At 65.3% G+C, this 5700-nt stretch carries 3 protein-coding genes and 2 tRNA genes; 2 read left to right on the top strand and 3 right to left on the bottom strand.

Annotated elements, in window-relative coordinates; genetic code table 11:
* Positions 1 to 3: 3 nt before the first annotated feature.
* Positions 4 to 78, bottom strand: a tRNA-Asp gene (locus VN520_RS24010).
* Between the two features lie 861 nt (positions 79 to 939).
* Here VN520_RS24010 and VN520_RS24005 point away from each other — a divergent pair.
* Together VN520_RS24005 and VN520_RS24000 are read left to right on the top strand one after the other, a co-directional pair.
* Positions 940 to 1896 (top strand): site-specific DNA-methyltransferase, encoded by a 957-nt coding sequence (locus VN520_RS24005; protein WP_325749009.1) that lies wholly within the window; start codon positions 940 to 942, stop codon positions 1894 to 1896.
* 40 nt (positions 1897 to 1936) lie between these two features.
* Entirely contained in the window at positions 1937 to 3700 is a 1764-nt protein-coding gene (locus VN520_RS24000; RefSeq protein ID WP_325749008.1) for an AAA family ATPase, read from the top strand.
* Between the two features lie 7 nt (positions 3701 to 3707).
* On the opposite strand, the gene VN520_RS23995 is transcribed toward VN520_RS24000, so the two are convergent.
* Both VN520_RS23995 and VN520_RS23990 read right to left on the bottom strand, forming a co-directional pair.
* Complete coding sequence (locus VN520_RS23995) at positions 3708 to 5048, bottom strand: DUF2357 domain-containing protein (RefSeq protein WP_325749007.1); 1341 nt, start codon at positions 5046 to 5048, stop codon at positions 3708 to 3710.
* Positions 5049 to 5560: 512 nt separating this feature from the next.
* Positions 5561 to 5634 (bottom strand) — tRNA-Phe (locus VN520_RS23990).
* Positions 5635 to 5700: the final 66 nt, after the last annotated feature.

Genomic DNA, 5700 nt, shown 5'->3' with positions numbered 1-5700 from the left:
CAGCGGTCCTGACGGGATTTGAACCCGCGGCCTCCACCTTGACAGGGTGGCGAGCACTCCAAACTGCTCCACAGGACCTAGCTAATGTGCGAGACAAGTCTCGCACACGGTTAAGCGTGCCCCCAACGGGATTCGAACCCGAAACTGTTACCTGGCTGACCTGCAGGTATGTAAAAGAGTCGTGCAATGATCCCAGTTTCCGTCTCTCTCGATCGCTCTCGATCGGCCCCGGTCTGGGTGCGGTGCTGACATGCCAGCACTGCGTCTGAGTCGTTGCCCAAGCAACCTTGAGCGGTTCTCCGCGCCGTCAGAGATCGTCGTGTGACAATGGCCCACCCTGGTGAGCTGTTCCACAACGCGCTACGCCGGACGTACGGACACGTACTACGACAGCGATCTCCCGGGCGAGCGGTGAGCCGGGATGAGGCCGGGGCTGATCCGGTGACGTGTCAAGCACTGCAAGGTCGGCGTCCCGCGGACGACCCTGAGGTTTCTGGTGCCGCCTTCTTCGAAGCGCTCCCAGACGGCCGCCTTGCACCCTCGCGCCACGCGCGAGTCCAATATGGGAGGGACGAGGGAGCGGCAGTGCGTCGGGGGAAAGCGGTAAGATCAGGATGAAAGTGACCTTTTAGTTCTCTGTGGAAGCGGGGTCGTTCTCCCCCCCGGCCGTATAGCGACCCGTTGCCGTAGCCCAGGCGATGACCTCGCGCTTGTCCCAAATATCGCCCGAGCGTAGACGTCGCACTGGCATAGGGAACTGCGGATGCCGCGCCTTCCAGACGTTGATCGTGTTCGCGTCGACGCCGAGTAGCTCTCCAATCTCCGCAGGGCCTACAAGGTTCACGGCGAGGTCCCGCAGGCTGCTCTCGACTCTATTCGACACGCCCTGAGCCTACGATCTCCGGACTGAGTCTCGGGACATCGGATCGGGAACGCGACATGTTGGCGCTGTGGCTCGATCTCCCGTCGGAGATGTCTTACACTGATGGAATGTCGGTACCTAGTGCGATCCTGTCTGCTGTGCATGACGAAGACTTCAACCAAGACAACCCCCTGTACGGCTCGGGCAAGCGCGAGAGCGGTACCTCGTGGACGGTCCTCAAAGGCGATAGCAAGGAGGTTGCTAGCACCCTCGCGCCCGGTTCGATCAACTGTGTGATCACCAGCCCTCCTTACTACTGGCAGCGTGACTACGAGGTCGACGGCCAGTTTGGGCTCGAGCCCACTATTGACGGCTACGTCGACAACCTCCGCGAGACGTTCGCAGCGATAAAGCCGGCGCTCACCGACGATGGCGTCGTCTTCCTTAATCTCGGTGACACCTATTACAGCGCGAAGGGCCGCCCCCACGGCAAGGACGAGAAGCACCGCAGCCGTCGTCTGCCAGGCCTCCGCGCTGTGGATGGCCCCGGGCTCGGGCTCCCTCGCAAGTCGCTGATCGGGATCCCGTGGCGTGTCGCGCTGGCGATGCAGGCGGACGGTTGGACGCTGCGGAGCACCATCATTTGGGTCCGGAAGTCCGCGATCCCTGAGCCGACGAGCAAGGACCGCCCCTGGCGCAAGTACGAGCACGTCTTCCTGTTCTCCAAATCGCCTCGCTATTTCTTCGATCGTGAGGGCCTCGGTGGCGAGGAGGACGTGTGGTTCATCGAGCCGGATCGCAGGTCGCTCGCCCGTGGCACACATTTCGCCCCATACCCGCGCGCACTGGTTGAGCGCTGTATCGCGGCAGGCTGCCCGGAGGGCGGCACCGTCCTCGATCCGTTCGTGGGCGGCGGGACCACCATGTACGTCGCCGACGAGATGGGGCGGTCATCGGTGGGGATCGAGCTCAACCCGGACTTCTGTGAGCTCATCTCGGAGAACATGGAGAAACTCGGCAAGCCGGCCGGCTGATCCGTCCGTGTGGGGGAGGCTCTCCAAGTACGGTGTGCCTATGCCTTACGTGCCTGCTCATCTCCTCCTCGCGGCTGTCAACGCCATCGAGGGGGCCCACGCCCTAACTGTTGTGACGTTGCCGGCGCTTCTCCGCGAAGCGAAGCACCAGAACGTCGACCCCACGACCGATCAGGTCCCGTACGGCGGCGGTGTTGAGGAGCAATATCTCAAGGACTTCTACGAGCTGCCTGGGGCTCCCGACCCGCACCGTCCGTACCGCGCGATTTGGAGTGACGACACTCCTTGGCAGACGCGGAAGTTCACCGGCGGTGGCCTCCAGCGGCAGCGCGGCCAGCGCGCGGGCCGCGGCAAGGTGCTGGTCCAGCGCAAGCCTGCCCAGACTGGGCTGCCGGGGGACGTCTGGGGTCTCATGCCCAGCGCTGGTGCAGACCTGCTAGCGGAGACGAAGAAGCCCGTTCGGCTGATCGATCTGGCGCTCTGGATAGGCCGTGACGTCGACACCTCGACGATCGACCCCGCCATCCTTGCCGCCGCGAACCTCGGTCCCGCCCCTGAGGACATCGACAAGCTCGACGCCTGGTTCAAGCACGAGTTCAAGCCAGACCGCGGCGACCTAATCGGGACGATCTTCACGGACGATGTCCCGGCTGAGTACCGATCCGTCGCGTTCGCAGCCGATCCCGTGTCCGACGAGACCTACCAGCAGCTTGGGGTCCTACCGCCGGCTCCGAGCGTCACCGACGACCTGTCGACGGTCATCGGCACGCTCGAAAGCCGAGTAGAGGCGAAGGGCTTCCAGCTCCCGCCGGGGCTTGTGGGCCGCGTCGTGACAGCGTGGCTCCGCGGTGACCTGGTCGTGTTGGTCGGCCAGCCTGGCACCGGCAAGACCCTGTTCGCCACCCTGCTGGGCAACGCGATGGAGCGGGAGTTCGACCTGGACGCGCCCCTGATGATCCCGGTGCGGGCCGACTTCGACGAGGCTGAGCTGATCGGGTACGAGCGCCTCGACGGGACGGTCCACCTCCAGGACTTCGCCCGCGAGATTCTGCTCGACGATGCGCCACTGGAAGCCCGCGTCGTCATCTTCGAGGAGTTCAACCTGGCCTCGGTGGAGACCTATTTGTCCGCGGTGCTCGTCGCTACCCAGGAGCGCGAGAGGATCGTTCGACTGCCGGACGGGGAAGTTGCCAGCCTGCCCATCGACACGTTCGTCATAGCGACCTGCAACTCTTTCCGCGACGAGCCCGAAACTCGTACTCGTGTCAGCTCGCCGACCAAGCGGAGATCGACCACCATCACGATGCCAAACGTCCTCGGCGACCGATATGAGGACGACCCCGGCACCGCCGTGGCCGGAGCAGTCCAGACCCTGATCGCCAACGAGCGTGAGCGCGTCGAGGGTCGGCAGAGCGCCGGCCACGCGTCGCAGTTCGACTCCCTCCGGCTCACTGCCCTTCGCTCGGTGTCCGATTTCGGGGACTTCAGCCCCGAGGCCCAGCAGGCCCTCGTAGCCGTGTCTAACGCCGTCCTCGACACGACGAGCGGGCGGTCGTGGTTCACGCTTGGGATCCTCCGCGACGTCGTGATGGCGCTCGTAATGTCCGAGCGGGACGCGCATGCCGAGCTCACAGCTCTGGGGAACGCTGTCGCGGACAAGATCGTGCACCAACTCCGGGGTGCCCACTCCGACGCTCAGCCGCTCCTCGAGGCCTCGGCGGCCCTGCCCAACGCGGAGGAGATCGGCCGCCTGATTGACCAGACGATGTCGGGTCCTTCCGACGAGCTCCTGCCCCTCCTCTGAGCCGTCCCTAAAGGTACGGGGGCGACTGCAGGCGGTCTAGGACCAGGCTCATCGCCTGGTCAAGGCCATCGTTCGGATCGACGACCGGCACCTCGATCACGCTCTGGCCATGGTCGGAGATCACCCTCGTGTCGCTCCCCGCACCCGGGTAGAGGATCGTGACCGAGGAGAGCCCGTAGAGGCTTTGGTAGGCGGCGACCTCCTTCCGGCTGTCTTCCGAGGCGTGGCCGTCGCTGCCGACCCTGTATTTGGCGTCGAGTACGGCGACCTTCCCCGTTGCCCGCTCGTGGAGCAGCAGATCAGGCCTCGACGCGTCGGGCACTGGGGTCTGAGCCCGCCATGAGGCGACGACGTTGACGGGGGGAACCGCGTCGTAGTAGAGGTCGAACTTGGGTCCCGTGAATGCAAGAGGGGCGGCCCCGAACGCCCCGGACGTCTGTGCGAGCCCGAGCACCGAAGCGACCCGGTGCGCCGCGTAGGCCTGGTAGATTCGGTCGGCACTCTCGATGTAGCTGTACCGGCGTGCCGGGTCCACGCTCGCGGCCCATCCGAACCCGCTGGCCGTCCGCGTGAGGTCAAAGACCTTGATGTAGCTGCGGTCAGTGAACTCGGGCCCTTCACGCGGCAGCGCCAGCGCACTGGGCCTCAGCCGGAGTTTGACGGCGAGCGGCTGGGTGGAGAGGCGTCCGACGCGCTCGCGCCACAGCCGGCACCGGGCCTTCGGCACAGCAGGGAGCTGCGCGCGCATCAGCTCGGACAACATCTGGTGGAGGAGACCCAGCAGATGCACCGCGCGCCGGTTGGCCACTGTGTCCACAGTGCGCTGACGGCGGCGGGCGACCACTCGAGCAGGGTTGTAAGCGCGCCCCGCGACGGTCAGTAGACCGCCTTCCTGCTCGACCACGTTCCGCTGGGGGTCGGACCTAAGGAATCGCATCGTAGGGACCGTCAGAACGGAGCTCCCGCCGCGGCGGCTCAGCACGTGGATTGAGGCGTCATTGGTCCTCGGGGCGGCGAGGACGCCTTCGATGGCGTTCAACGCCTCGTCCGCGTTCGCGTCAAACCAGCCGTAGACGACGTGTGGGTCCAGAAAGCCGCTGCCGTCCGAGAACAGGGCCTGCCCGGTCCAGCCGGTGCCCAGGTGTTCGAGGTGGCTCAACATTCGCGTGATGCCCTCGAGCCGCAGCTTGTGGTCCTCGGTGGCGAACCAAAACACCTGGCCGTTGATCTCGACTCGGTGGAAGCCCGTCGACCTTGTGTAGTCGAGTGCGAGGACGCCCGTGGTGCCCGCAGAGAGCCGACGGTCGACGCCGTCGACCCGAATCCTGCGGCCGGCATGGCCAATCACGCTCAGGACGATCGGCCCAGAAGCTACCGTTACCGCCTGGTCCTGCAGCTCGACCTCGCCAGATCGGGCAATGACAGACACTCGCAACCGGGTCGTGGCAGGTTCAGGATTCGAGGTCACACTTCCAGGCTACGTCGTCGGCGACGTCACTATTGGCTAAAGGGTGCTGAAGAAGGCTCCGGATTGGGCATTTTGCCTGTACGGGTGGGGCGTTGCGGGCTGAGCCGGTATGGGTTGAGACGTTCACGGACTTGCGTATGGATCGGTTCGTGAAGCTGGTGAAGGTGGTCTGTGAACGGGGCGGGAACGGTCCGGGCAGCGGGTTGCGCATGCGGAGCAGCACGGGTTCCGCGCGGGAGCGGCGGGGCTCGACGCTCCGTAACCGGGGCATCCCGGTGCTGACGTGTCAGCACATGAAGCATCCGAGACTGATAGCAGTCGGAGGCATCTCTTTGCTGGGACGCACGACGAGAACGTCCCAGACAGCGTGCCGTCCGGGACGTTCAGGGAAGTGGCTGGGGCCGGGATCGAACCGGCGACCTATCGCTTTTCAGGCGATCGCTCGTACCAACTGAGCTACCCAGCCACGCAGCTCATACGGGCTGCAGCGGTCCTGACGGGATTTGAACCCGCGGCCTCCACCTTGACAGGG

The sequence above is a fragment of the Streptomyces sp. genome, assembly GCF_035563135.1.
Lineage (GTDB): Bacteria > Actinomycetota > Actinomycetes > Streptomycetales > Streptomycetaceae > Streptomyces.
This window is presented reverse-complemented; position numbering and strand designations above follow the sequence as displayed.

What these genes read in the sequence shown, in the direction of transcription:
- VN520_RS24005 (WP_325749009.1), top strand. Translation starts at nt 940, where the DNA reads ATGTTGGCGCTGTGGCTCGATCTCCCGTCGGAGATGTCTTACACTGAT.
- VN520_RS24000 (WP_325749008.1), top strand. Translation starts at nt 1,937, where the DNA reads ATGCCTTACGTGCCTGCTCATCTCCTCCTCGCGGCTGTCAACGCCATC.